Below are 26,172 nucleotides of genomic sequence, written 5' to 3'. Positions count from 1 at the left end.
GAAGACTTCGATCCGCATACGTAATTTTACTGAATATTTGATTTTCGGATAAATTTTTTTGATAATGGCTTAATCCTGTATTTTAAAATGCTAGTCGAACTTTAACTACGTGAATATTTAGTTGTATTTAATACCTTAATTTATAAAAATTTGGTTGGATAAATCAAAAATCTGTAATTTTTAGCACAAGTATTTTACCAACGGCTACTCTGGGCTGGGATAATTGCAGCGATCGCTAATGTTCTGTTCAATAGACCTCTTGCAAAATATATTTTTGCAAGAGAGGGAAAAGGGACTCATGTTAAAGGGAAAGGATTTTGAGTTTCTTTACCCTTTTCCCCTTCCCCTTTACCCCGACTTTTGCAAGAAGTCTAATAACGATTAGTCATCATTCTTGATTGTGCCAACTCCTTGGTGATTATTAAATATGGCATTTGCTGCACCATAGATATTGACAAAAAATGTTTCATTGGACTCAACTTTATTATCACCTCTGACGCCAATACTAATAACTTTGCTAGTTTCGCCAGGGTTGAAAACAATTGTCCCTAAACCAAAATTATAATCCGAGTCAGATTCTTTAGCGGTACCATCACTCGTACTGTAATTTACGGCTATCGGTTGATAGAATTCATTCGAGAGAGTGACGACAAAATTAGCATTAGTTGTCATCCCTGTTGTGCCTTCTTTGACTGATACATCTGCAATGCTAATGGCTGGAGGTTGGTCATCATTTATGATAGTAGCCACTCCCAAGCTATCAGTAATCGTGGTGTTTGTAGCACCGAAGAGATTGACGGAAAATGTCTCGTTAGTTTCAGCTTTGTTATCACCGATGACACCAATAGCAATAGTTTTGGTGGTTTCGCCAGGATTGAAAACGATTGTCCCGGAAGCAGGGTTGTAATCAGAGTCAGAAACTTTAGCAGTGCCATCACTAGTGTTGTAATTTACAGTAACCTGCTGTAAACTCGCTGCGGAGAGAGTGACGATAAAGTTAGTATTAGTTGTTGTGCCTGTGTTACCTTCAGCAATTGAGACATCCGAGATACTGACAGTTGTTGGGTTGTCATCATCAATGATGCTACCAACTCCTAAACTATCTGCGATCGCGGCATTTGTTGCACCCAAAAGATTGACAGAAAATGTCTCGTTGGCTTCACTTTGGTTATCGCCTATGACGCCAATACTAAGAGTTTTGCTAGTTTCACCAGGAGCGAAAATAATTGTTCCTGAATCAGAGTTGTAATCAGAATCAGAAACTTGAGCAGTGCCATCACTCGTGTTGTAATTTACAGTAATCTGTTGATAACTGGCATTGGAGAGAGTGACAACAAAGTTGGCATTAGTTGTTGTGCCTGTATTGCCTTCAGAAACTGAGATATCCGAGATACTGATAGTTGGTTGATTATCATCGTTGATAATAGTACCAACTCCTAAGCTATCTGCGATCGCGGCATTTGTTGCACCCAAAAGATTGACAGAAAATGTCTCGTTGGCTTCACTTTGGTTATCGCCTATGACGCCAATACTAAGAGTTTTGCTAGTTTCACCAGGAGCGAAAATAATTGTTCCTGAATCAGAGTTGTAATCAGAATCAGAAACTTGAGCAGTGCCATCACTGGTGTTGTAATTTACAGTAATCTGTTGAGAACTAGGGTTAGAAAGACTGATAGTGAAGTTAGCGTTAGTTGTTGCACCTGTGTTGTCTTCAGTAACAGAGATATCCGAGATGCTGATAGTTGGTTGGTTATCATCGTTGATAATAGTACCAACTCCTAAGCCATCTGCGATCGCGGCATTGGTCACAGCCGAAAGATTGACAGAGAATGTCTCGTCAGTTTCAGTTTGGTTATCGCCGACGACGCCAATACTAATAACTTTGCTCGTTTCCCCAGGATTGAAAGTAATTGTCCCGGAAGCAGAGTTGTAATCAGAGTCAGAAACTTGAGCAGTGCCATCACTCGTGTTGTAATTTACAGTAATCTGTTGAGAACTAGGATTAGAAAGACTGATAGTAAAGTTAGCATTAGTTGTTGTACCTGTATTGCCTTCAGAAACTGAGACATCTGAGATACTGATAGTTGGTTGGTTGTCATCATCAATGATGCTACCAACTCCTAAACTATCTGCGATCGCGGCATTTGTCGCGCCTGAAAGATTGACAGAAAATGTTTCGTTGGTTTCAGCTTTGTTATCACCGATGACACCAATGCTAATAACTTTGCTAGTTTCGCCAGGATTGAAAGTAATAGTTCCAGAAGCAGAGTTGTAATCAGAGTCACCAACTTGAGCAGTGCCATCAGTGGTGTTGTAATTTACAGTAACCTGCTGATAACTGGCATTCGAGAGAGTGACAATAAAGTTGGCATTAGTTGTTGTGCCTGTATTGCCTTCAGAAACTGAAACATCCGAGATGCTGATAGTTGGTTGGCTGTCATCGTTGATGATGGTAGCAACTGCTAAATTATCTGCGATCGCGGCATTTGTTGCACTCAAAAGATTGACGGAAAATGTCTCGTCAGTTTCAAATTTGTTATCGCCTACAACACCAATATTAAGGGTTTTACTGGTTTCGCCAGGATTGAAAGTAATCGTCCCTAAAGCCGAATTGTAATCAGAGTCAGCAGCATTAGCAGTACCATCACTCGTGTTGTAATTTACAGTAATCTGTTGAGAACTAGGATTAGAAAGACTGATCGTAAAGTTAGCGTTAGTTGTTGCACCTGTGTTGCCTTCAGTAACAGAGACATCTGAGATGCTGATAGTTGGTTGGCTATCATCGTTGATGATGTTTACTGTAGCCGAACTGTTAGTAATTGTGGAATTTGGCGCTCCAGTTATGATATTGGGGTTGCTCAGAATAACAGTAATGTCTTCATTGAGTTCAAATGTGTTGTCACCCAAAACATCGGCTGTAATTGTCTTTGTGGTTTCCCCAACAGCGAAGCTTAAAGTTCCAGATGTAGCAGTTCCTCCACCCGTAACTTGAATATTGTTATAGTCACTGCCAAAAGTTGCTGCACCGTTAAAAGCATAATTTACAGTACTAGCCACGCCAATACCACCACTACGAGTAACTGTGAAGGTAACAGCTTGAGTACCGCTATTACCTTCAGTTAAAGTTGAGGTAGGAGTAGAAATTGCATATTGAATCGCATCATTAGCAGCAATATTTAGAGTAGTTTCAGTTATTGTCCCTAAATCAGCACCTGTTAGCGTGCCGAAGTTGAGTACAACTGTTTCTGCATTTTCAGGTAAATCGTCTGGGTTTATAGTAAAAGTGATTAGCTGTGTTAAATTTGCGCCTGTTGCCCCAGCAGTAAAGGAGATGATAGCGGGGGAAAAAGTGTAATCGTTGCCATTAGTAGCTGTGCTATTGTTTTTGACGACAATAGGAACTGTGACAGCGGTTTCAGGAGAGGCATCTAAGGTAACAGAAATAGTTACTGTAGTGGCGGTACTATCTTCTGTTGTATTGTACGTAGCAGCACCAAAGTTGACTTTTGGAAGCACATATTCAAATGCTCCAATGTCAATTCTCCCGCTTTCAATACGGTTAAAATCCGTGCCACGCTGATCCGTAGTTAAGCCACCACTGTAAGCGGGATCGCCAGCATTCCTGGCAGGGCTGCTAAAGTATAGAGCATGAGTTTGTGTAGAACCACCGTAATCTCCTAGCGCTTTGAGTCCGGGATTGGGATTAATAATATCTGTACCCGTGCCTAGAGTCCCGGATGATTTACCAGCAAGATTGCCAATCAGGTTGTAAGCATTACCATTGAAGTTGATCCCAGAGATATCTGGCCCTTGATTACCTCGGTCAATATTGCCAGCAATGATGCTATTGCTGATGCTTACCGTACCGCCAGACCTAAAAATGCCGCCACCATTACCTGTGCCATTGTTATCACTATCAGCAGTGTTCTCAAAAATAGTGCTATTACTCACCGTGGCATTGCTGGTGTAGATGCCACCACCAGAATTTTTTGCTGTATTGCTAGAAATAGTGCTATTGCTTATGGTGAGAAGAGTACTGCTGAAAATACCACCGCCGTTATCGTTGGCAGTGTTGCCGGAAAAAGTACTATTGCTAATAGTGGTATTGCTACTGTAGATGCCGCCACCCCTGTTGCTGGCGGTGTTGCCAGAAAGAGTACTATTGCTGACTGTCGCACTAGTGGTACTGTAGATACCACCACCGTTACTGTTGGCGGTGTTGCCAGAAATGATACTATTGCTAATAGTGGTATTGCTACTGTAAATGCCACCGCCGCTACTGTTGGCGGTGTTGCCAGAAATGATGCTATTGCTTACTGTGACACTATTAGTACTGTAAATGCCGCCACCGTTGTTATTGCCTGCATTTCCCCCAGTTATATGTAACCCATCAATTAAGAGGGATGCACTGGCATTAAAAATACGGGAGGCATTGTTACCACTAATGACGAGTTTATTAGCTCCAGTTCCTTGAATTATAACTCCTTCGGTAACATTTAATTCCCCAGAAGTGAGGGTAATAGTGTCGGGGGTAACATCACCAAATATCCCAGTCGTATCAAAGAGGATTGTCTCAATCCCTGGATCGTTATTGGCATTGATAATAGCTTGCCTCAACGAGCCAGCACCGCTATCATTAGTGTTAGTTACTACATAAGTAGTGTTATTTAGTTTGACAGATACATTGTCAATCGCTAAACCATGATCGTTGCTTCCATCATCTATGTCTTCCCAACGTAATATAATCTCTTCACCGTTAGCGATTGGGGTAGCTAGGGTAATTATTACAGGAGTTATGACAGTGCGATTGGCAATTTGATTACCATCTATGGCACCTGCGGTTGCAGTTGCAATTGGCCCGGTGAAATCTAGCGATGTGACAGATGTCCATGTTCCTGTTGTCAAACTTGTGACAGTTGACCCAGTTTGATAACTAAATTTCAGCTGTTGCGGCGATGTATTACCACTATTACGCCATTGCTCACCCGTGTAACCTACTTGCAAGTTAGAAATTGTTGAACCTGTGTTGTTTTGGAGGCGCAACCCATAATAAATAGTCCCTGTAGTACCAGAAGCTACAGAACCAAGTGCCCGTTCTGCATTATTAGCACTACCAAAACTGTACAATCCACCTGTGTTATTACTGCCAGTACCAGTGATGTAATTTGTTCTTGTGGCATACCACCCAGAAATGGTTGAATCATTAGTCCAAGCAATAGATGTTCCGGAAGCAGCTAATGTGTTGAAGTTTTGAGAGTATGTGCCAGTAAAACTAGCTGGCAAAATCGATTGGTAAGCCTGTATTACTTCAGGTTTAAATGCCAGGGAAGCCTCAATTTTCCCTGTTTTCACTTCTAAATCCCAGTCGCCACCTAAAGCTGCACTTCCGGTTTTGTTAGTAGAAGCGGCAACGTCTGCTCCAGTAAATTGGCTAATCTGCCGTACAAATTTTGTGCCTTCACCACTAGCTACATCACAGCCATAAAGTAGAATGTCAGCTTTATCAGTTAAAGCACTTGTCCACTTTTGTAACTGATTTTTGTAGCTCTCCAGATTGCTAAGGTTGAAGTTGATTGACCCTAGCTGCAAACTCCCCAAACTTCCGTGGGAAACAATGTGAATTGATTGAACTGAATTGGATTCACGTTTTGCTAGAAACTCGGTAATTTGTGCTAAACCGTCTCTATTGGCATCAAGAATAACAACTTCACTGCCGAGGGTGATACCAGCCATTAAGCTTTGGTAATCTATAACTTTTGGATCTATAAAAACAATATTTCTGCTTGCATCTATTAATTTGATAGTAGACTTATTTATACTTTTAGAGCGATGATTTTCTGGCAGTTTTATCATAATTATTCCTTAAATATAATTTATTAGCTTTAGCTTAGTAATAGTTAGCGTGCATAACAAAATAGAAAGTGAATGACTCTGCATTCGCTTTCATTCCCAAATGAAATCGGGAATTAAACTTTTTATTTAATGAGAGAAAACCGCAATATTTTTAGTTGTTATATAAGCAAGCACGCCTTGAATAAAGTTAGCTGTTTTTTAGTCACAGCTTTTGTTTATAGCAATTTATACTAAGTCTAGTGACAAGACAACTGCATTTTCACTTAAATAACGATAGATTGATTGAAATTTGAGTATATCTAGTTTTATTAACAGTTCTGGTACTACCAATCCTTTTTGAATAACTAAACTAAAACTGTGGTCTGGGTGCGATCGCGTACTTCTAATTTCATACAAGATAGTATGGGCAGGAACCTTGATGAAAAACTATATTTGGTAAATAGACCTATAAATTTTCCTTGCTTACCTGCGTCAAGCGGAGTACTTTAGATACTCATGTAACATAAAATTCCGCTTATGCGCCTGACTTCACTGGATGTTTTTCGCGGCATTACCATCGCTGGAATGATTCTCGTTAATATGGCGGGTGTCGCAGATGATGTATATCCTCCCTTAGCTCACGCCGATTGGCACGGCTGCACACCAACGGACTTGGTATTTCCTTTCTTTCTCTTCATTGTCGGTGTAGCGATGACTTTCTCGCTGTCAAAATACAGCGAAGACAATAAACCAACCTCAGCTGTTTACTGGCGGATATTGCGCCGCGCTGCTATTCTCTTTGCCTTGGGATTACTACTAAATGGCTTTTGGAATCAAGGTATTTGGACTTTTGATTTGAGTAGTATCCGCATTATGGGAGTGTTGCAGCGCATCAGCCTTACCTATCTGCTGGCTTCCCTAGCTGTTCTCAACCTTCCCCGTAAAGGCCAATGGATACTAGCAGCAGTGCTACTCATTGGCTACTGGCTAACGATGATGTATGTAGCAGTACCAGAATTTGGTGCAGGAGTTTTGACGCGAGAGGGTAATTTTGGCGCTTATGTTGACCGCCTGATTATTCCTAAAGCACATTTATATAAGGGTGATGGTTTCAACTTTATGGGAGATCCAGAAGGGCTTTTCAGTACTATTCCTGCGATAATAAGCGTCCTCGCTGGCTACTTTACTGGTCAATGGATACGCAGTCAACCTGTACAGTCACGCACAAGTATCGGTTTAGGATTATTTGGAGTTGGTTGCTTAATTATCGGTTGGACATGGGGGTGGACATTCCCAATTAACAAAAAGCTGTGGACAAGTTCTTATGTAGTATTTACAACAGGTTGGGCGTTACTATTACTAGCAGCTTGTTATGAACTTATCGAAGTACGGCTGATGCGTCGCTGGAGTAAACCTTTTGAAATTATGGGCTTAAATGCGATCGCTCTTTTCGTTGCCTCGGTTTTGTTAATTAAAATTTTAGTCAAAACTACTATTGGCACTGGCAAAGACGCTCCTAGTACCTACAATTGGATTTACCAGAATTTTTTCGCATCTTGGGCGGGTGTGCTGAATGGTTCCCTGTTATTTGCCTTAGTCACCGTGTTGTTGTGGTGGGCTGTTGGTTTTCTGATGTATCGGCAACGCTGGTTTTTGAAAGTGTAAAAAAGATTTTTGTTATTATTTACGTTTTAGTGTTTTCAATGTTACAACAGGTGTTAAGTGATAGATTGTAACACTTTAGGAACAAAGGCAATCGCAACTTTATCAATATTATTAGCGCGTTAATCTGCGCTTTCTTTAGCAAATTTACTTAAGCCCTGATATCGTTTCTAACGGCAGAAGCGTATACAGAGTTATCTGTGCGTTGAAAATTCATATTTGTTCTAATTCACTAAATTAATCCATAGAAAAATTGTGAGGTAATCGATGCGTCGCATGAATTTTTGGGTATTTTTGCCAATTACCTTGATATTGGGGTGCTCAAATCAACTGCTTCAATCTAACCCGTCTGTAGCCAACTCTAACCCAGCAGTAGTTAAACAAACTAGTCCAACTTTATTAGCAAAGGCGAGTTACCTTTCACCCTTGGAACAACAGGTAATTGTTGAAACCAATAAGGTAAGAACAAATCCTAAAGCATACCTCCCGATTCTGGAAAACTATAGAAAGCGCTTTGAGGGGAACCGAGTCAAAATTTCTAATAATACTTATCTACGAACTCAAGAAGGAGTTAAGGCAGTTGATGAAGCGATCGCATTTCTCAAATCAGCACGTCCTGTAGGAGCCTTGAGTGCATCTAAGGGTATGTCTTTAGGAGCAAAAGATCACGTAAAAGACCAAGGCCCAAAAGGTGCTATAGGTCATGATGGTAGCGATGGTAGCAACCCTTTTACTCGCATCAACCGCTATGGTAAATGGCAAACAACCGCAGGTGAAAATATCAGTTATGGGCCAAACAGCGCTCAAGATATCGTCATGCAGTTAATTATTGATGATGGTGTGAGCGATCGCGGTCATCGAAAAAACATTTTTAATGGTGCTTTTAAAGTCTCTGGTGTTGCTTATGGAACTCACAAATCATACAGAACAATCTGCGTGATTGACTACGCTGGCGGATATAGGGAAAAATAATTTGTGCGGGAGTTCATATAATATCATGTCCGCTTGATTGCTTATTAAACCCGAAGAACCCCACCCCGCCAAAGCTGTGCTTTGTCTCCCCTCCCCGCCTGCGGGGCTACGGTGTATACACAAGTCTTTCTCACCCCCTCTAACTCCCCGATGCCTTGGGGGAGAACCGGGAACCGGATATTTCCCCCAAGGCATCGGGCTACAGTGTACACACAAGTCTGAAATAGCTTACTCATCTGGGTTTTTGCGTCACTTTTACCCCACCCTAACCCTCCCCTTGCAAAGGGGAGGGAACCGGATCTTTAATCTCCCCCCTTTGCAAGGGGGGATTAAGGGGGGTAAATCCGAGGTTTGCGCTTCATTACCAAGATGTGTGTACACAGAAGGCCTGCGGGGAGGGGTTGGTGGTGGGGTTCTTTTATTATGGGTAATTTGGCGGACATGATATAAGCCCAAAATCCTGATGTAGAGACGCGATTTACCGCGTCTTGAAAGACCAATAATCTACACCAATAACCCTTAACCCAAGCGTATTAGGGATAACCTGGCGATTATAAATCATGGTTACACAAGCCAAGTCCGCCTGCGCTGACTCAAAGAATTTGAAACCCGCCTAAGCGGGTTTTGTCTGTGTAAACAAGAGACTTCTTGGCATTTGTCGGTAAAACAGGAAGGTGGAGTCCCCTCTGGGGATAAGGGGCGGGGGGAAAGGGAAAGGTTCTGTATTTTGCCTTTTCCCCTTAACCTTTACCCTTTTCCCACCTCTTGCAAAAAGCACAAATGCCAAGAGGTCTAAGGTTTCTAACTGCCAATTTTTAGCTATTTTGCAGCAAACCAAGCACCATGAAAGCCATAAGGCACTCGCTGAGGAATTCTCACCCGCGCTACAGGTTCAGCCGTTATATCTTGGGCATTCACTACTACTAATTCTGAAGTATCTGAACCCTCATCATGGACGAAAGTCATCAGCCAACCATCATCCTCAGCCGTTGCACCAGGACGCGGCGCAAACACAGTTTCACCGCCATAACGCCCCTGTCCAAATTCATGTATTTGGGATTTTCCATTGCTGAAGTCGTATTTGATGATACCATCAAATAAAGGTACGGGACTGTTTGCCGCTTTGTTAGTGTAGCCATATCGGTTTTGTCGCCCTAATCGGTTTTCGTTGACGCGGGGAAATTCGGAAGCTACATCATCCAACATTTCTTCACGTACTGAACCACTATTGAGGTTAAATCGCCAGCGATGCAAACGGGGAATATTTGCGTTTGGGTCGGGTTGCGATTCATCAGAACTCAAAACAGTTGTAGAACTCATGCGACAGGCAATTAGCACTACTTCGTCTCCCTCTTCGTAAGCGTTGAGGGTATGGAAGACGTAGCAAGCAGGACTTTCAAACCAGCGGATATTACTGTTGTCACCGTGACGTGGTACAATGCCAAAGCGACTAGGGCGATCGCGCTCAAACATCATTACGGGTTCTCCCCGTTGCGATCGCTCTAGGTTAAAAGTCAGCGGCAAATCCATGAAAATTGTGTAGTTTTCAGTGATGGCAAAATCGTGCATCATCACGCCTATTGGCAGTTCAATTGGCACCGTCCGCAACAGTTCGCCTTGTGCTGAGACCACACTATATTGCACATACGGTGGTGCAAACAGAGAATAGCCAAAGAAGATCATTTCCCCTGTAACTGGGTCTACTTTGGGATGGGCTGTGAAGGCAGAAACCAGCTTGCCATTGTAGCTATATTCGCCAATGGTTTCTAATTCAGGCAGCTTGATGGCGTGAGGTTTACCCCCCTCGTTTAGCGCCAACATTTGACCAGCGTGCCACACTAAGGCAGTATTGGCAGTATTTTTGTAGCGACCGTGGGGGTTATCCATTTGTGGTGGTTCTAACAACCCAGTCCAGATAGCTTTACCTGCTTCTCGTTCTTTTTTCCATCCAAAAGTCTGGACGTAGCGGTTACGATAAGTGGCTATGCCGTTGCTAATTTGCACGCCATGCAACATCCCATCCCCATCAAACCAATGATATTGACCGATAGGCGTCCATTGAGGGTTAGGGCCATTCCGCACAAACATCCCTGATAGGTCAAGGGGTAATTCACCGATAACTGGCAATTTGTCGGTGGTGATTTCTTCATGAACTGGAGCAAAATTGCCATTGAGATAGGGATTGACTGCTATTGTTACCATTGTCTTGATTTCAGCGTACATTTGTACTGTACATTCTGGTTTGTCATTATGCCCAGCCCACATGGTTTTGAGGGCGTTGTGGAATTTTTGCAATCGGTCTACAAATTCAATTTTTTCTCTAGCTGTTTAATTTGTGTGATTTGTAGGAGGTTCCATTCATCTTCAGAATAAGGTGTGCTATAGCAGATATCTAGATTTATTTAGCGATCGCTAGTTGTATATAAACTTAATACAAGGACACGATCCGCTAATTTAACTCTAAATTGATTTGCTTCAATCGATAACGAGAAATACTCAATCCTCAGATTTTGTTGAATATATAGCAGTGTTACCATTCAATGACGCAGCTTCAACTGTTATTTCTTGATGCCGATTTGGTTTGATAAATCGCTCTGTTATCGTCTTAATGACGATATACAAAATTGGGACGACAAACAAACTCAAGAAAGTAGCGATTAACATCCCACCAAATACTGCTGTTCCCAAAGATTGGCGACTTCCTGCGCCGGCACCCGTGGAATTAGCCAAGGGAAAAATTCCTAGAAGAGTAGCAAAAGCAGTCATCAAAATTGGACGTAACCGTTCTTGTGAAGCTTCAATTACAGCTTTAGTCATTGAAAGACCTTGATCTCGCAATTGGTTAGCAAACTCCACAATTAAAATAGCGTTTTTACTAGCTAAACCAATCAACATTACTAGACCAATTTGACAGTAAACATCATTAGAAAAGCCCCGTAACGATTGAGCTACAAGCGCTCCAAAAATAGCTAAGGGAACTGATAACAGAATGATAAAGGGGTCAATGTAGTTTTCGTATTGAGCAGCTAGTACCAAAAATACAAATACCAATCCTAATCCAAAGATCAGGGGTGCTAAACCACCAGAATCTATTTCTTCTAATGCAGTTCCTGACCATTCGTAGCCATAACCTGCTGGTAAAACTTCTTTAGCAACTTGTTCCATTGCTTTAATTGCGTCTCCAGAGCTAGAGCCAGGGGCGGCAGCACCATTAATTTCAATTGAGCGGAACAGATTGTAGTGATTTATCGTTTGCGCTCCCACAGTCGGAGTAACTGTAACTAAGTTACTTAAAGGAATCATTTGATTCTTTTGAGAACGAACGTATAGTTTACCAATATCTTTTGGGTTGGAACGATACTGTTGATCTGCCTGGAGATACACCCGATAATTGCGCTGCTGGAGATTGAAATCATTGACATATTGCGATCCCAAAGCAGTTTGTAATGTACTGAAGACATCATCTATGGAAACTTGCAATGATTTGGCTTTATTGCGGTTTACTTCCACAAGCAATTGTGGTGTATCTGCGGCAAAGGTACTAAATACAGCTTGTAATCCTGGTGTTTGATTAGCTTTACCTAGCAACTTACCCATCGATTGCACCAAATTTTCTAAGCCACTGTTACCTCTGCGGTCTTGCAGTTGAAAGACGAAGCCGCCAAAGTTGCCTAAACCCTGAATTGCTGGCGGATTCACAGGAAACACTCTGGCTTCTGGGATTGCCATCAACTTCCCTTGCAAACTGCCAATAATCGCCTTTACCGATTGATCGGGTTTTGAGCGCTCATCCCATGATTTTAAAGTGGTGAATATGATGCCGCTATTGGCAGTGCTACCACTAAAACCAAATCCTCCGATCGCAAAAGTCCCCAGTACTTCTGGAATTTGCAGAATTTCTTTTTCTACCCGTGCAATCACATCGCTGGTATATTGCAGCGAAACCCCTTGCGGCCCTTGGATAATTGTGATGAAGTAGCCTTCGTCTTCATCGGGTAGAAAAGCTGTCGGTACTGTCATGTACAGCCAAGCAGTCATTCCCAAGGAAACAATAAACAACCCAATGACGATACCTTTAATGCGTGCTAGAAAAGTAAGCGATCGCTTATAACTATGCTGTACCCAGTCAAGAAAGCGATTTATCTGGCCAAAAATCCAACCCAGCCAGCCTGAAGGTCTTTGTCCTTGACGCAACAACACCCCACACAAAGAAGGTATCAGAGTCAAAGCCAAAAAAGTCGAAATCGCAATGGAAAAGGCGATCGTTAGCGCAAATTGCCGATAAAGTGCGCCTGTGGTTCCCGGAAAGAACGCCACTGGTACAAATACCGCCATCAACACTAGTGAAGTGGCAATCACCGCGCCAAATAGTTCCGCCATTGATTCACTAGCGGCTCGGCGAGGATTTATACCTCTCTCCTGAATAAAGCGGCTGATTTGCTCTACTACAATGATCGCATCATCTACCACCATCCCTGATGCTAAAGTCAGACCAAACAAAGTCAAACTATTAATCGAAAAGTTAAAAACTTTGACGAAGCCAAATATCCCAATGAAGGAAAGCGGAATAGTAATTGCGGGAATTAAAGTAGTTCGCCAGTCCTGCAAAAACACAAAAATTACAATTACAACCAGCACCACCGATTCAATCAGGCTCTTAAGCACTTCTGCCATCGACTCTTCGACAAACATGGTTGTGTCAAAAGCTACCTGATATTTCATGCCTGGGGGAAAACTTGGAGCCAATCGCGCAATTTCGGCTTTGACTCCCTTGGCTACATCCAAGGCATTACTACCAGGAATCTGATAAATCCCTAAACCGACAGCATCGTTACCACGAAATCTTAGAAATGAACTGTAGTTTTCTGCACCCAGTTCTGCTCTACCGACATCTTTGAGCTTGACTAATGTGTTATCATCTCCAGTTTTGAGGACAATTTCTTCAAATTCTGATGGTTCTGCTAATCGGCTAGCAGCACGCACATCAAGTTGATACCTTTGTCCTTCAGGAGCAGGTTCTTGTCCAATTCTCCCTGCACCAACTTGCAAGTTTTGTTCAGATAAAGCATTGGCTACATCCTGAGTTGTTAGCCCCCGATTGGCAAGGCGAGTTGGATCTAACCACAGGCGCATTGCATAGCGGCGTTCGCCAAAAATTTGAACGTTGCTCACACCTTTGACTCTTTTTAAGGCATCTGCTAAGTAAAGGTCGGCATAGTTACTTAAGAATGTATTGTCGTACTCTTTATTTTCAGCAAATAAACCAATCGCTAAGAGGATGTTACTAGATTCTTTTGATACTCGTACTCCCGTGCGTTGCACCGAGTCTGGTAGTTGTGGTTGGGCAACAGATACACGATTTTGCACATCCACAGCTGCAATATCTTTATCACGCGATGAATCGAAGGTGGCTGTAATGGTACTAGTACCATCGTTACTGCTGCTAGAAGTGAGATATCTTAGTCCCTCAACCCCGTTGATTTGCCTTTCTAAGATATTTGTCACTCCGCTTTCTACGACTTCTGCACTAGCTCCGCTATAGTTGGAAGTTACAGTGATTTGGGTGGGACTAATTTCTGGGAATCTAGCGATCGGTAGTGAGGGAATACTGATTAATCCTGTTAAAAGGATGACGATCGCACATACCGACGCAAAAATTGGCCGCTTAATAAAGAAGTCAACAAACATAGTTTAAAAATTGGGCTTTGGGTATTTGGTATTTGGCATGGGACATTGGGAATTGGGCATTGGGCGTTAGGAGTGCTGAGTTAGGAGTTAAGAGTTAAGAGTTAAGAGTTAGGAGTTAAGAGTTTTGTTTATCTCCTTGTCCCCTCATCTCCCTCATCTCCCCGCTCCTCTGCCCCCTGCTCCCCTGCTCCCCTGCTCCCCTGCCCCCTGTCCCCTGTCCCTCTTCAGCTAAGGCTTCTGGCTACCAACTTCTTCTTTTTCAGGAGTAATGGGAGCGCCATTAGTTAGGTTGAGAATACCGGAAACAACAATTTTGTCTCCAGCTTTTAGTCCTTCGATAACTTGATAATTATTCCCCTCAATAACTCCCAATTTCACAGGTTTTTGTTGAGCAACTAAAGATGGCGCTCCAGCTTTCTTTTCTGCTGGTGCTTCAGCTTTTTTTTCTGTTGGTTCAGCGTTCTTTTCTGTTGGCGCTTCAGCTACAAATACAAAAGTCTCTCCACCCAAGCGAGATACTGCTGTAACTGGAATTAAGATTCCCGGACGTTCGTTCCAGATCACTTTGGTTTGCACTGATTGAAGATTAAGCAGTCGATTTCTCGAATTGCCAAAGTTGGCTTTTACCAAAACTGTCTGCGAATCGGAACTAGCATTTGGGGAGATAAAACTGATCTTACCCCTTGCTATGGGTTTGTCTTGGACATCCAGCATTTGCACAGGTAAACCCAAGCGCAACTTTCTGGCTTCGGCTACGGGAACGGAAATATTCAGTTCTAAAGAGTCGTTTCTAGTTAGTGTAGTGAGTTGATCGGCTTTTTGCACATAATCTCCCACTTTTGCTGGAATATCACCAACAATGCCAGTGAAAGGTGCTAGAACTTTTGTGTATTGCAATTGGACTTGGGCCGCTTGAACTTGGGCAGCTGCTTGAGTTACTTGCGATCGCGCTTGGGCAATTTCTTCTGGGCGGGAACCATTTTCTAGTTGCCTTAAGTTTTGTTTTTGTTGTTCCAAAGCACCACCTAGCTCGTTGATACTCGATCTTCTGCTTTGGCGGAGTTGGTCTAGGCGTTTCTGGGCTACGACCAGAGCAGCTTCAGCACTTTGCTGTTCTTTGACATATCCTTCTAAGGTATCTTGGGAAACTGCGCCCTCTTTTCTCAATTGTGCATATCGTTTGGCGCGTGACTGTGCTAGTTCCACATCAGATTTAGCTGACTGAATTTGAGCCTCAGCCTGAGCAATTTCTTCTGGTTGCGATCCCGATTGAGCATCTCTAAAGCGAGCTTGGGCTTGAGCTAACTGCGCTCTGGCTTGGGCAATTTCTTCTTGTCGCGTACCCGCTTGAAGTTCAGCAAGCTTTGCTTGGGCTTCTTGCAGTGTGCCTCTAGCTTGTAATAATTGAGCTTGGACATTATCACTTTGCAGACTGATAATGACTTGTCCTTGTTGAACGCGGTTGCCCTCTTGGATGAAAATCTCGGTAATTCGCCCTTCAACCTGTGGCTTGATGATTACTGAACGTGGAGCTTCTAAGGAGCCAATAAACTCCGAACTGTCTTGAACGGTTTCAGTTTTCACTGTCGCTAGCTTGACTGGAACTGCTCTAGGTTGACCGGCATTTGCCCCAGCCGCAGGTGCATTGCTAGCATTACTAGTTTGCCACCAGCGCCAACCAAAACCTACACCTGCAATTAATAAAACGATTCCTAATAGTAGCGGCCAACGCCGTTTTTGAGGTGGTTTAGGCGATCGCTCTGGCAATTGTTGCGACTCTTGACTAGAATCAGTAACAGCAGGCTGTTCTATTTCAATGGGTAAGGGAGAGTCAGGGAACTCAGAATGGGACATCTTCGTTTTCTCGTCTTGTGGATTTAGACTTGGGCAATCTACTTTTCGCTAAAAAAGCATTATTTTGAATAGTTTTTTAGCCCTTTTTTCTCTAGGTTGGTGAAAAATATGTTTTGGTATTTGGGCGATCGCTCACTATGTCTAGCACCTAAAATCAAGGAATTTTGTTCAGCACATTATGGTTGATTTGTACATTACTTAACTCCGTTCAATTTCTTAAAGTGTAATTTATAGTTTTTTGTTACTCAGTATAAACACAGTGCTTTCTCTCTAAGCTAAAGCACGGTTGATGTTGTTGCAGCTAAAGCTCCTGCCTGTAAAGCGTAGGCGTAGCCCGCCGTTCGCGAGTGCGTCTCGTAGAGAAGGCATCGTTTTGGTAATTAGAGCAAGTTAGTAGTTGCTTTTGTAGTTATGTAAATGACGAAATAAAGTTACCTCATTGACCGCAGCAACACGAGTAATTTCTCGCGTTGTCGCTGTGATTAAACCTGTCGTTGCAAATACCTTAGTTGCTGATTAGATCAAGGGTGCATAAGTTTGTGCCGTACTTGATGGTAATGTTTTCTATGAGTGTTTGCAAGCGCTTGCTTGCATTATAACCACATAGCAAACGAGATTAGTATTATTTATAGATGAGTTTATCCCTCTTGAGTAGTACTGAATACTGATCTTAGGGAAGAAAAAAGTCTGGGGCGATGCCTTCTCTAGAAGACACTTCTTTACGAGAGGCTTTGCCAACGCCTAGCTTGCTTCCCCCTATGGTACGGCGGGCTACGCCTACGCTGATTAATTCAGCTTTATTAATCATCAAGTTATCCTCACTGAGAACGACGTGCAATCAATTAGTGTTCTCTAGATTCCTATTTTTGAGCAGTCTCAACTTCCTACAGTTAGTTCACCTGACCGGTTGATCTTTAAATCACCCATTCGGGTGATTTAATTTATTCCAATCGGGGTTTTATTTGTGTAGCTAACGAGTGAGAAATCCTCAATCCCCTTCAACCATCCACAACTGATTTCTTAGAATCGAATTTTGGTAAAATCCCCACAGTTGATTTTCGGTTGGTAACAATATGAGAAAAAAGCCACTCATACCGATCGAGCGCTTGCTCTAAGGAATAGTTTTCTTCGGCAAATTGTCTTCCTGTGTTACCTAGCTTCGTCATTAGAGCCGGATTAGCATATAAATTACGCACCGCAGCAGCCATTGCTTGGGGCGATTCTGGTTCAACAACTATCCCACCACCACTGAGTTCGATGGCTTTAGCAGCAGTACCAGTGGCGGGAACTGAACCCACAATTGGGCGACCACTCGCCAACAAAAGTGGTATTTTTGAAGGCATATTGAACGAAATCACATTGTGCTTTTGCACAATTAGCCCAACATCAGAAGCCGCTAGCATTTCAGGTAGTTTTTCTCGCGGCTGTAATGGTAGTAGCAAAACATTATCTGCTCCCTTTGATAAACAATATTCCTGCAATCTTTGCAATGCTCTTGATTCGCCAACAATGACAAAGACAATATCCTTGATATGACGTAAACAAACGGCTGCTTCGATTACTGTCTCTAAACCTTGCGTTAGAGCAATGTTGCCTGAATAAAGTACTACAAATTTCCCATCTAATTGGTGGTTAGATATCCAAGAGTTGCTCTGTTTCGGTAACGGGCGAATGAAATTTACATTTACCCAATTGGGAATACAAACGATTTTATTAACAGGTACTCCCTTATTTACTAAATTCTCACGAAACCCATCAGCGATCACACTAATAGTGTGTGCAGTCCGATATGCAAATTTCTCTAAAGCAGCAAGAGTTCGGATCATCCACTTGTTTTTTAATAGCCCAATACGCACAGCAGCTTCTGGTAAAATATCTTGCACATTTAGAACTACTGGGCAGTTGTATAACCAGCCCAATGTTGTTGCTGGCAACGTACCTAGTAGCGGCGGAACTGTTAAGATAATCACATCTGGTCGCCCACCTTTAAAGGCTTGGGGTAAGCTTGTGAAAACAAAGCTCAACTCCAGTAACAGGCGATCTACGAGGTTAGGTTTAGACTTAATTCGCACGTAACTTCGCGCAATTGTGACGCCATTTTTTTGTTCCGTAAGATACCATTTATTTTGATACCCATCGTAAATTTCGCGCTGAGGATAGTTGGGCATTCCCGTAATTACTCGCACTTTATGACCTCGCTTTACTAACCCTTCTGCCAATTCAGTCATTAACGGAGCAATTCCAATTGGCTCTGGATGATAGTTGTAGGAATAAATCAGAATATGCATGAACTATTTGTGAATTTTGTGAATACAGCATGAGACGAGCAAATTACTTATTAATAGCCAGTAGGGGCTGCTATTTTTATTGCTTACAACGTTTTATTTTGCATAAAGCTATAGGTTTAGAGGCAGGAAGCAGAGGTAGAAACTGTTTATATCTGGTTTTTATCTCTGTTTTTTCTTACCTCATTTATTTACAAATGCTGTATTTTGACTGGTTAAATTGTTTAATTAAAAAAAAGGTGTTAAACATTGCTTATAATTTTTTTATAGTTTTCAAAAGATAATTTGTGTCAGGCATAAAACACTTAAAAATCAAAATATGACTTTGTATAAACAGGTGAGATTATTGATAAATATAGACTTTATTTTCTGATGATTATGACAAGAGTTGGTCTCTTTATTTACGAATCAATGCCTAAATTTACACTGGAGGAATTGTAACATTATATCCACTGTTATGCATATAACCCTCATTCCGCCTTTTCAACTGGCACATGAAGTATTTTTAACCAAGTCACCAGTATTGTATTAATTGAGGAGAATCCCACTTTTTGAGTAGTTCAAAGGCGCTGATTAAAACAGTGTTGAGTGCTGAGTAATAAATGCTGAGGTAAAAGTAAAATTAATTTCACTCATATTTTTAATGAGGTTATATGATAACCCTACTAGTTAACTGAACTAGTAGGGCTAGAATAGAGATTCAGTAAATTTGGCAAGCTCTGACTAGAAAGCCCTAATTTCTAGTAAAAGGCTTGCTTTTTCTTTAGAGTTGAAGCTATACCCAAACCAGCAAATGCTAGCAAACCCAACAAAGAAGCAGGCTCTGGAACTTTGGATACTTGAATAGAGCCAGAATTTTGATCTAGTGTTGTTGACGTTCCTTGTTGATCGACATCCTGACGTAATTGCAAAGAGTCGCCAACCGTTCCTTGAAAGAAATATTCTCCAATTACACCCGTTCCTCCGGCGACATCAAAGGGGCCAAATAATGTCTGAGTGGAAGTATTAAAATTGAAAGCGAAGAAATTAGATTCTGATACTCCACCACTAACGGTATTATAGGTTCCCAGAAGATTTTTAGATGGGTCTAAGAAGGAGACATTCAAGGATTGTAAAAAGTTGGTGGCTCCACTACCAAGTTCTGAAATGATTGTTGGTGCTGTAGTTTCGTCGTAGCTAAATGAACCTGTTGCTGAGTAACCAGCATTACCTTGCCAATTAAAGTTTAATTCAATAGCTTGGGCTGGGTTGTTAGCACTAGTAGCGATCGCAACACTGGTTACTGCGATCGCAGTAATTTGGGCGAGAATATTTTTCATGGTCATAACTCCAAAATTGATTCTCATGATGCATATATCAGTGCATCAATCAACACTAAGCTTACGATAAAAATATATGTCCGTAAATACCGCATAAAATACGGTATGTAATGTAATGAATCTATGAAGAGAAGCACTTGTTTTATAAAGTTTTGCATAAAATGTCAATTCTGTAGTGATGTCTGACGACAAACCCCTCTGCGTCTACGCTTCTTTCTATGCAATCTACCGTAGCTTAACTTCCATTCCTCATTTATCGAAATTAAAGGGTTTGAAATCCCTGCGTTTTTACGTAGCCCAGTTAGTCTGGGGGATCTTCTAACAGTAAGGGTTAAAATCCTCGTCTATTTGCATAGCGTGCCGCAGACAAAATATCTTTAATGTTGGTTGAATTTAGAATTGTTAACTATGGGGTTTTCCCTTTATTCTCTTCGATGACCGATTCAGCTAAAAATCACGAGCGATCGCCTGAGAATAACTGATAAAGTTGAGCTACGCAAAGTTGAAAACAGTGTTATATGCCTGGGTTTCTATTAGAAGTTGGTACAGAAGAACTACCTGCAAGTTTTCTCAGTGATGCTTTAGTGCAATGGCAGGAACGCATTCCCCAAAGCCTGGAAGCAAACAGCCTCAAGGGCGATGTCCAGGTGTACGGTACTCCCCGGCGGCTGGCGGTATTGATTACAGGTCTACCATCGCAGCAACCAGACCGAGAAGAAGAAATTAAAGGGCCCCCCGCCCAAGCCGCCTTTAAAGATGGTCAGCCAACAGCAGCAGCAGCAGGCTTTGCCAAAAAGCAAGGTGTGGAACTAGATGCGCTGTCTGTTCGCCCCACTGACAAAGGGGAATTTGTATTTGTGCAAAAAAGAATTTCCGGTCGTCCTGTGGCGGAAATTTTGACAGAACTTGTTCCCCAGTGGATTTGGGGTTTAGAGGGTAAGCGGTTGATGCGTTGGGGGAATGGGGATGCCAGGTTTTCCCGACCAATTCGTTGGCTGGTAGCTTTGTTAGATGAGACGGTATTGCCTTTAGAATTAGTAAATGGTTCTAAAACAATTCAGAGCGATCGCATTTCTCAAGGTCATCGGGTTTTGCATCCCGAACCTGTGACAATTGCCCAGGCTACTGATTATGTTACCGCCCTCAAGTCTGCATTTGTCACCGTTGACCCAGAAGAACGGGTAAATCTGATTAAAGAGCAAGTAAATGCAGTTGCAGAGAATTTAGGCGGGTATACAGTAATTTACCCCGATTTGTTAGCGGAAGTAACCAACCTTGTAGAATATCCTTCCGCAGTTGTTGGTAAATTTGAACCAGAATTTTTGGAATTACCAACTGAGGTAATTACGGAAGTCATGGTTACTCATCAACGTTATTTTCCTGTATTCAAACCAGGGAGTTTTGAGCAAGAATTATTGCCCAACTTCATCACCATTTCTAACGGCGATCCCAAGAAATCAGATATTGTTGCTGTAGGGAATGAAAGGGTAATTCGTGCCAGATTAGCTGATGGCAGATTTTTCTACGAAGCTGATTTAACTAAGCCAATAGAAAGCTTTTTACCCCAATTGGAAAAAGTCACTTTCCAAGAAGAATTGGGTTCGGTGCGTGCCAAGGTAGATAGAATAGTTAAAATCGCCGAGCAAATTAGCAGCCAATTAGAATTAGCGGAAAGTCAAAGCCAAAGAATCCAACGTGCTGCTTTATTATGTAAAGCAGATTTGGTGACACAAATGGTGTATGAATTTCCCGAATTACAAGGCATTATGGGAGAAAAATATGCCTTAGCTAGTGGTGAAGATACGGAAGTAGCAAAGGCAATTTATCAGCATTATTTGCCAAAGGGAGCCGGTGATGTTTTACCTGAAACACTCACAGGTAAAATTGTTGGTTTGGCAGATAGATTAGATACTTTAGTGAGTATCTTTGGTTTAGGTTTAATTCCTTCCGGTTCATCCGATCCCTTCGCCTTGCGCCGTGCGGCTAATGCTGTAGTTAAAATTGTTTGGTTTGATAATTTACCGATAAATTTAGATAATTTATTGGCACAAATAGCCACGGACTTTGCAGCAAAATATCATAAAGACCAGGCATTATTAACCACAGCATTACAAGAGTTTTTCTTGCAACGCATCCGCACTTTATTACAAGAAGAAAAACAGATTGATTACGACTTAGTAAATGCAGTTTTGGGAGAAAACGATCCAGAATACACAGAACGAACGTTAAAAGATTTATTGGATGTCCGCGATCGCGCCTTGTACTTACAACAAATCCGCAACGACAGTACCTTAGATAACATCTACGAAACCGTTAACCGTTCCACACGATTAGCCGCTCAAGGTGATTTGGATACAAAACAGCTAGAACCAACAACCGTAGTTCGTCAAGAATTATTCCAAAAGCCCTCTGAAGACGCTTTGTATAATGCACTAATCGAATCAGTACCACAAACTCAAGCAGCACAGCAGACACGAAATTATCAACTATTAGTAGCAGCACTCACAAAAATTGCTCCAGCAGTTAGTAACTTCTTTGATGGGCCAGATAGCGTTTTAGTTATGGACTCCGATCCAGAAATCAAGCGTAATCGGTTACATCTGCTCGGATTAGTTCGCAATCATGCCCGTGTTTTAGCTGACTTCGGTGCGATCGTCAAAAATCTGTAGCGTAGGTCAACAAAAACTTGTGTAATTTTTGCCAAGAAAGGCTACTATAGGGAGTGCTTAACCAGGGACTCTGCTGCAATCTATGTCCAAAGCTCATGTTATTGGATTGGGAAAGTCCGGTGTTGCTGCGGCGAGATTGTTGAAACGGGAAGGTTGGGAGGTAGAGCTGAGCGATCGCAACACCTCCGAAACCCTCCTAGAACAACAACAAGAACTCGCTGCCGAGCAAATAACCGTTAAACTAGGACAATCCCTAGAATTGAATGGTGCTAATTTACCGCAATTAATAGTCGTTAGTCCTGGCGTGCCTTGGGATATTCCCGTATTAGTTGAGGCACGCCAATTAGGTATTGAAACCATTGGCGAAATGGAACTCGCCTGGCGAAATTTACAATCGCTACCTTGGGTAGGAATTACTGGCACTAATGGCAAAACTACTACCACAGCTTTAATTGCTGCCATTTTCCAAGCAGCAGAATTAAATGCACCCGCCTGCGGTAATATTGGCTACGCCGCTTGTGAAGTTGCCCTATCTCAGGGAGCAGGGAGCAGGGAGCAGGGAGCAGGGGGAGCAGGAGAAAAGTTTGATAACTCCTCACTCGATTGGGTGATTGCGGAAGTTAGCAGCTATCAAATAGAGTCTTCGAGTTCTCTTGCTCCCCGGATCGGTGTTTGGACGACTTTTACACCGGATCATCTTAGTCGTCATAAGACTTTAGAGAACTATTACAATATCAAAGCCAAGCTATTGCGTCAGTCCGAGTTGCAAGTGTTCAATGGCGATGATGCCTACTTGAGTCAGCTAGGTTTAAGTGCTTGGCCTGATGCCTATTGGACAAGTGTGAGAGGAAAAGATTTTCTGATTAGCGAAAAAGGCTTTTACATTGAAGACGGCTGGGTTGTAGAAAAATTGACTGCAACCTCTGCACCAGAACCAATTGTGAAAGTATCTAGTTTGCGAATGGTGGGAGAACATAACCAGCAAAATCTGTTGATGGCAGTAGCAACAGCAAGATTAGCGGGAATTAATCGTGATGCGATCGCACTTGCAGTTCGGGAATTTCCTGGTGTTGCCCATCGTTTGGAGCATATCTGCACATGGGAAGGTATTGATTTCATTAACGACAGCAAAGCCACCAACTATGATGCGGCTGAAGTAGGTTTAGCATCTGTTAACAGTCCAGCAATTTTAATTGCTGGTGGAGAAGCTAAAGCAGGTGATGATACTGCTTGGCTAGCACAAATTCAAACTAAAGCTGCTGCTGTGTTATTAATTGGCTCTGCTGCATCCGCATTTGCCAAACGTCTCCGAGAGGTGGGGTATCATACATACCATATTGTGGAAACTATGGAAAGGGCAATTCCCAAGTCGGCAGAATTAGCCAAGCAGTATCAAGCGCCTGTAGTATTGCTATCTCCGGCTTGTGCGAGTTTTGACCAGTACCCAAATTTTGAGGTGCGGGGCGATCGCTTCCGTCATCTATGCCTTGCTTGGGCAGGTGGTTGGAAACCCGCTAGAGTAGAACTTCCAGAACTTGAAAACTCTAGTCAAGAGTCCATAGTTCAAGGTCGATAAGCATTGTTTGTTTACAAGTTCGTAGTAAGGACTTTAGTCCTTGTTTTCTAAGCACTAAAGTCCTTACTACAAACTCTCAAAACTAATTTGACAAAATATTAGAAAGATTATTTGGTACTAATTTAGTAGTTTTCTACAATTATATTTTGCTATAGTTTGCAACTTCAACCTCATGAGCGATGCTTGTAGGTTTAGGAATAGGTAAACCATCTTCTAGCATCCCTTCAATATGAAATTCAATAGCTTCTGCAATCATCTGCTTGACTTCTTCTAAAGTTTCACCCACAGCGACACAACCTGGTAAATCAGGGACATAAGCAGAGTAATTACCTTCAGCCTTTTCAATCACCACTACATACTGCATTGCGGTTCTCCTTATAACTGTGCTTGCCTCCAAATACTACTGAGAGTACCAGGGGCTAAGTCGTCAGACAATTTACCTGGAACTGTAACCACACCGGGTTTATCAGGATGTTTGAACTGTCGATGACTACCTTTAGTTCTATCAAGATACCAACCATCAGCTTCCAGTCGCTTGATTACATCACGTACTTTCATGTTACTACTTATCTGTACAGGTAAAATTTCTGTTACAGATAGAGTGCCTTATTGAGAAAGCAAAGTAAACACAATTATGTCGCAATTCTGTCCGTCATTTTGTCATGGGTTTTAGTATTCCTACCCAACACATCAATCAACCAATAGGGCGATTTCCGGGATTGACTGCATGAATATATTCACTACCCGATCGCGGTCTTCCTCGTTTATAATAAGCTTCTTCTGGTTTACCCCATCCTAGCTGCAAAATCATTTCCAAAAAGCTAGAATTTTCCCACTTGCACAAACTTGCCCACTCTGTTCTCTGAACAATTCTCTCTACATCAGAGGTGACAATTTGTTGGTATTGTTTACTATTATTGAAACTCAAATATAAATCCATGCCCATAGAGACTTCATACCAAAATTCTACGATGGAATTTTTAGCGGCTTTTAATATCTCTAAGTCACCATTGAGGGCAATTAACTCACTATCTATTTCGGGATAATGCAAGTTTTTTCCTTTAACTGTCATTTCCCGCCAAATAATACCAGAAACTCGATTTTCTCTCTGATAGTCGTGAATTGCAGTTTTGAAATCTTGATAGGCAGTAAACTGTTGCAACCCATCAGTTCTGATAAACTGGTCAATTACAGGATTGCCAGAGACTTTTATTTCTAACTTTAAGCGTTTTCCTTTCAGGCAAGCTTGGCGTTCGGCTGCCAAAATTTGAATTAGTTCCTGAGTGGTGTAAACCTTTGACATCAGAATACACTCTATTTAGTCATTGGTCATTGGTCATTAGTCATTAGTCAGTTGTTACGGACTTATAGACTATAGATTAACTTTCTAATCATTATGCTTTGACATCGGCGGCAATGTAGTAACAGATATAACTAAAAATTAGGGTAGACCAAATTGGTCTACCCCATAGGTTACTTAGCTAACTCACTACTAAACTCGTTAAAAGCTCGCCGCTTTAGCTGTGCTGTTTCAGTGCGTGGTAATAAATCAAAGATTTTACGAAATTCATCGTCTATATCTTCAAAAGGTACTTGACCCTTTTTATTCAAAACTACTTCACCTGACTTATTTAACACCACTACTTGAGGAACGCTTCCAGCATAGTAATATCCTGGTTCAGTTGGGTCGTAGGTCTCTTTCTGCGGGATAGTATCTACATTAATCGGCATAATCTCTGCTACCCGACCGTAGAATTCCTGTACCCGTGAAATGGAAATGGCATATCTTTTGGAATCGCTACTATCATCCAGATAAAAAGCCAAAAATACGGGTTTATGTTCCGCTAAAGTCTGTGCTAGTGTCTGTCTGGGAGGAACCAATGAACCATTGCCAGCATAAACGACAAAGATGTTGCCATCATATAAATCATTATTCAGACCAGCAGATGCAGGTTGCATACTTATAATGAAAAGACTTACAAGCAACAACAGGCATTTGGACAACCACCTTTGCCAGCCAGTAATTTGTTTATGTAAAAAAAGAAACTTTGTGCTATTCATCAAAAGGAACCTTGCGAGCTACTACTTGTTGTGAGTTTGTGCTTAATTTGGCAAACAGGGCTAGATATGCAATTACGCCCGCGCACTATTTTTTTAAGATAACGCCTACTGAGATTATCTCTCGTAAGTGGATGATGGAGTTGAACGGAGTTCCGAAGTGGATGAACGGAGTTCAGAGGTGGATGAATCCAGTTCCAAGGTGGATGAACGGAGTTCAGAGGTGGATGAATCCAGTTCCAAGGTGGATGAACGGA

The 26,172-nt window shown here is 42.0% G+C and carries 16 protein-coding genes; 4 read left to right on the top strand and 12 right to left on the bottom strand.

The window, feature by feature from the left end:
* Window positions 1-381: 381 nt before the first annotated feature.
* Together RM049_RS27705 and RM049_RS27700 are read right to left on the bottom strand one after the other, a co-directional pair.
* A complete protein-coding gene (locus RM049_RS27705; RefSeq protein ID WP_322706451.1) occupies window positions 382-5,853 on the bottom strand; it encodes a Calx-beta domain-containing protein in 5,472 nt (1,823 codons plus the stop codon).
* A 225-nt stretch (window positions 5,854-6,078) separates the two neighbouring features.
* Window positions 6,079-6,249 carry a hypothetical protein gene (locus RM049_RS27700; protein ID WP_322706450.1) on the bottom strand — a complete coding sequence of 57 codons (171 nt, stop codon included), beginning with the start codon at window positions 6,247-6,249 and terminating at the stop codon, window positions 6,079-6,081.
* 120 nt (window positions 6,250-6,369) lie between these two features.
* Between RM049_RS27700 and RM049_RS27695 the strand changes: the two genes are divergently transcribed.
* Window positions 6,370-7,497: an acyltransferase family protein gene (locus tag RM049_RS27695; RefSeq protein ID WP_322706449.1), complete on the top strand. Its 1,128-nt coding sequence runs from the start codon at window positions 6,370-6,372 to the stop codon at window positions 7,495-7,497.
* A 264-nt stretch (window positions 7,498-7,761) separates the two neighbouring features.
* Window positions 7,762-8,466 (top strand): CAP domain-containing protein, encoded by a 705-nt coding sequence (locus tag RM049_RS27690; protein WP_322706448.1) that lies wholly within the window; start codon window positions 7,762-7,764, stop codon window positions 8,464-8,466.
* An 819-nt stretch (window positions 8,467-9,285) separates the two neighbouring features.
* Here the strand turns inward: RM049_RS27690 and RM049_RS27685 are convergent.
* The 6 genes from RM049_RS27685 to RM049_RS27660 form a co-directional block, all read right to left on the bottom strand.
* Window positions 9,286-10,668 (bottom strand): carotenoid oxygenase family protein, encoded by a 1,383-nt coding sequence (locus RM049_RS27685; RefSeq protein ID WP_322706458.1) that lies wholly within the window; start codon window positions 10,666-10,668, stop codon window positions 9,286-9,288.
* Window positions 10,669-10,962: 294 nt separating this feature from the next.
* Window positions 10,963-14,154, bottom strand: coding sequence for an efflux RND transporter permease subunit (locus tag RM049_RS27680; protein WP_322706447.1), 3,192 nt, complete (start codon window positions 14,152-14,154; stop codon window positions 10,963-10,965).
* A 228-nt stretch (window positions 14,155-14,382) separates the two neighbouring features.
* Complete coding sequence (locus tag RM049_RS27675) at window positions 14,383-16,008, bottom strand: efflux RND transporter periplasmic adaptor subunit (RefSeq protein ID WP_322690203.1); 1,626 nt, start codon at window positions 16,006-16,008, stop codon at window positions 14,383-14,385.
* Between the two features lie 670 nt (window positions 16,009-16,678).
* Window positions 16,679-16,816 carry a hypothetical protein gene (locus RM049_RS27670; protein WP_322690204.1) on the bottom strand — a complete coding sequence of 46 codons (138 nt, stop codon included), beginning with the start codon at window positions 16,814-16,816 and terminating at the stop codon, window positions 16,679-16,681.
* Between the two features lie 190 nt (window positions 16,817-17,006).
* Window positions 17,007-18,296 (bottom strand): glycosyltransferase family 4 protein, encoded by a 1,290-nt coding sequence (locus RM049_RS27665; RefSeq protein WP_322674964.1) that lies wholly within the window; start codon window positions 18,294-18,296, stop codon window positions 17,007-17,009.
* Between the two features lie 737 nt (window positions 18,297-19,033).
* Window positions 19,034-19,612: a PEP-CTERM sorting domain-containing protein gene (locus RM049_RS27660; protein WP_322706446.1), complete on the bottom strand. Its 579-nt coding sequence runs from the start codon at window positions 19,610-19,612 to the stop codon at window positions 19,034-19,036.
* 518 nt (window positions 19,613-20,130) lie between these two features.
* On the opposite strand from RM049_RS27660, the gene glyS reads away from it, so the two are divergent.
* Together glyS and murD are read left to right on the top strand one after the other, a co-directional pair.
* A complete protein-coding gene (gene glyS, locus RM049_RS27655; protein ID WP_322706445.1) occupies window positions 20,131-22,281 on the top strand; it encodes a glycine--tRNA ligase subunit beta in 2,151 nt (716 codons plus the stop codon).
* A gap of 82 nt (window positions 22,282-22,363) precedes the next feature.
* Window positions 22,364-23,857, top strand: a complete 1,494-nt coding sequence (gene murD / locus RM049_RS27650; protein WP_322706444.1) for a UDP-N-acetylmuramoyl-L-alanine--D-glutamate ligase — start codon at window positions 22,364-22,366, stop codon at window positions 23,855-23,857.
* 139 nt (window positions 23,858-23,996) lie between these two features.
* Here murD and RM049_RS27645 read toward each other — a convergent pair whose 3' ends face one another.
* The 4 genes from RM049_RS27645 to RM049_RS27630 all read right to left on the bottom strand — a co-directional run bounded on the left by RM049_RS27645 (window position 23,997) and on the right by RM049_RS27630 (window position 25,918).
* Complete coding sequence (locus RM049_RS27645) at window positions 23,997-24,221, bottom strand: type II toxin-antitoxin system HicB family antitoxin (protein ID WP_289796608.1); 225 nt, start codon at window positions 24,219-24,221, stop codon at window positions 23,997-23,999.
* An 11-nt stretch (window positions 24,222-24,232) separates the two neighbouring features.
* Complete coding sequence (locus RM049_RS27640) at window positions 24,233-24,415, bottom strand: type II toxin-antitoxin system HicA family toxin (protein ID WP_322690208.1); 183 nt, start codon at window positions 24,413-24,415, stop codon at window positions 24,233-24,235.
* 136 nt (window positions 24,416-24,551) lie between these two features.
* Entirely contained in the window at window positions 24,552-25,160 is a 609-nt protein-coding gene (locus RM049_RS27635; RefSeq protein ID WP_322674968.1) for a hypothetical protein, read from the bottom strand.
* 170 nt (window positions 25,161-25,330) lie between these two features.
* Window positions 25,331-25,918 (bottom strand): thylakoid membrane photosystem I accumulation factor, encoded by a 588-nt coding sequence (locus RM049_RS27630; RefSeq protein WP_322684607.1) that lies wholly within the window; start codon window positions 25,916-25,918, stop codon window positions 25,331-25,333.
* Between the last annotated feature and the right edge of the window lie 254 nt (window positions 25,919-26,172).

This window comes from Nostoc sp. DedQUE04 (assembly GCF_034530995.1).
Lineage (GTDB): Bacteria > Cyanobacteriota > Cyanobacteriia > Cyanobacteriales > Nostocaceae > Nostoc.
This window is presented reverse-complemented; position numbering and strand designations above follow the sequence as displayed.